Source organism: Okeania hirsuta (assembly GCF_003838195.1).
Taxonomy (GTDB): domain Bacteria; phylum Cyanobacteriota; class Cyanobacteriia; order Cyanobacteriales; family Microcoleaceae; genus Okeania; species Okeania hirsuta.
In genome coordinates, this window is sequence record NZ_RCBY01000545.1 from 1 (window position 1) to 1,752 (window position 1,752).

2 protein-coding genes and 1 riboswitch are annotated in these 1,752 nt (G+C 36.9%); of the genes, one reads left to right on the top strand and one right to left on the bottom strand.

Annotation, left to right across the window (positions count from 1 at the left end; genetic code table 11):
* Positions 1-356 precede the first annotated feature (356 nt).
* Complete coding sequence (locus D5R40_RS32680) at positions 357-719, bottom strand: hypothetical protein (protein ID WP_124155865.1); 363 nt, start codon at positions 717-719, stop codon at positions 357-359.
* 108 nt (positions 720-827) lie between these two features.
* Positions 828-1,011: riboswitch (cyclic di-AMP (ydaO/yuaA leader) on the bottom strand.
* A 377-nt stretch (positions 1,012-1,388) separates the two neighbouring features.
* Between D5R40_RS32680 and D5R40_RS32685 the strand changes: the two genes are divergently transcribed.
* The gene (locus D5R40_RS32685) at positions 1,389-1,625 is read left to right on the top strand and encodes a hypothetical protein (RefSeq protein WP_124146874.1); all 237 of its coding nucleotides are present in this window, start codon (positions 1,389-1,391) and stop codon (positions 1,623-1,625) included.
* Positions 1,626-1,752: the final 127 nt, after the last annotated feature.

A 1,752-nucleotide genomic window follows, 5' to 3' on the forward strand; every position in this document is an offset into this window, starting at 1 on the left:
CTGACTCCTGAGGACTCACAACAGTCATTTATAAGTATTCAACCGTTAGCGTAGCTCCCCCGGAGGGGGAACATGATATAACCTATCCCGGTTAATCATTGGGGGATTGCCCCTACAATTTTCATCTTGTATAGCAATGAGCGTTGGTATATTTACAAATTGCAGGAGGGGCTAAATAGCTAAAAGTCTATATTATCGGCAATTTATTCCTCCAGAATAGCTGTTGCCTGTTGACTGTTGCCTGCGCACAGCGCTATAATTTATCAACACCGATTTTTCAAATGACAAGTACTACCTTGCAATGATAAAATCATGTAAGGTAGTACCTATTAAATATAATGTTGCAATAATATGTGTTAAACAGATGCGTAAGCTTGTTCTAGTTGAGAACCAACTTGCGGAATAGACAGAGCATTTACATTCTGAGTTTTACCAGAACACTGCCAGAAAGCTTGAGCTACTCCTAAGTATCCTCTGGAAACTTTAGAAACGTTTATAGCTGTGCTGATAACTGTTGGCAAACAAGGACTGGGTATGAAGGTTGTTAAAAAGGTATTAACCATAGAACACAACACTATAGTCCAAAAGAATCCTAATGCCGGTAATAAAACTAATTCAGGCGTGACGAAGCGACAGATGCGCTTCCATACAGCTTGTTGAGGTATTACAATAACTACGGCAAGCGTCGCAAAAAAGGGAATATTCAGTTTTTCTAACATTATTTTAGATCGTCAGAGTCAGGTTTATCGGGCGCAACAAATCAGACCTATACAAACCAAGGATACTGAATTGACAATCTGTCTAAATTTTCATAGAAAGTTGGCTCTTCATTCTCCTCTCAATGCCTACGAAGTTAGCTGACGGGCTAGGGCTGAGAGATTCCCTTCTCTGTATCTTTGTTTTTCTACATTCAAAGACTTCTAATCAGAGATAAGCCCCCTGTATTTGGTTCCTCCGCTCCAGCTACACTCTTACTGTGTCTTTACTTGCCGGATTAGGCTGACTGTCTTTTGCTTTTGATATTATATTAACTTTTTTCTATCAGCTTTGTCAACACTTTTTTACAGATTTTTTTTTTAAATTGTATCAAAATTTTCAGCCTGAAATTTGAGAATATGGTTAGTAAAGTATTGAACTTTGGTTATACTGTTGCTCCCACAAGGTTAAGGTACACCTAATATGTTCCTAATACTTAGTACAGTTTTCCGGAAAATTTTAAATTTAGTGATTTGCAACATAAGTCACTAAGCCCATTGTTAGTTGTCACATACTAATAGTGATTTTAATCACTATTAGTATGTGATCACACTTACTATATTAATGTTGCATAAGTATGTAACAATGAAAAATTATTAATACTATAACTCTAAAATTTAAAGGTGATTCTTATGTCTGTAGATCCTCCTGTCCATCTTCTTCCATGTGCGTTAGGAGACCTTTTCGCTCAAGCCAATGAAAACGGCTACATTACCCTAGCTGACCGCTATGGATTAATGGCTGCTATATTTGATGAATCTTTACAAGAATATGAAAAACGCTCAATAGACCGACTAATTCGTTCAATTTATAGAGGACGAATTAAAGTAGTTGATGAAATATCTGCTGTAGTATTAAATTATACTTAACAAAATAGTAAATTCAACTGTATCAAAACCTTTGCATAAAAACCTAAAAAGCTTCGGGAGGAAGTACGCAGCGCCCGTTTTAACGGCTGGTTGAATAACGACACGCGGGTAATAAAGCGGAGTGAAG

What these genes read in the sequence shown, in the direction of transcription:
- D5R40_RS32680 (WP_124155865.1), bottom strand. Translation starts at nt 719, where the DNA reads ATGTTAGAAAAACTGAATATTCCCTTTTTTGCGACGCTTGCCGTAGTT.
- D5R40_RS32685 (WP_124146874.1), top strand. Translation starts at nt 1,389, where the DNA reads ATGTCTGTAGATCCTCCTGTCCATCTTCTTCCATGTGCGTTAGGAGAC.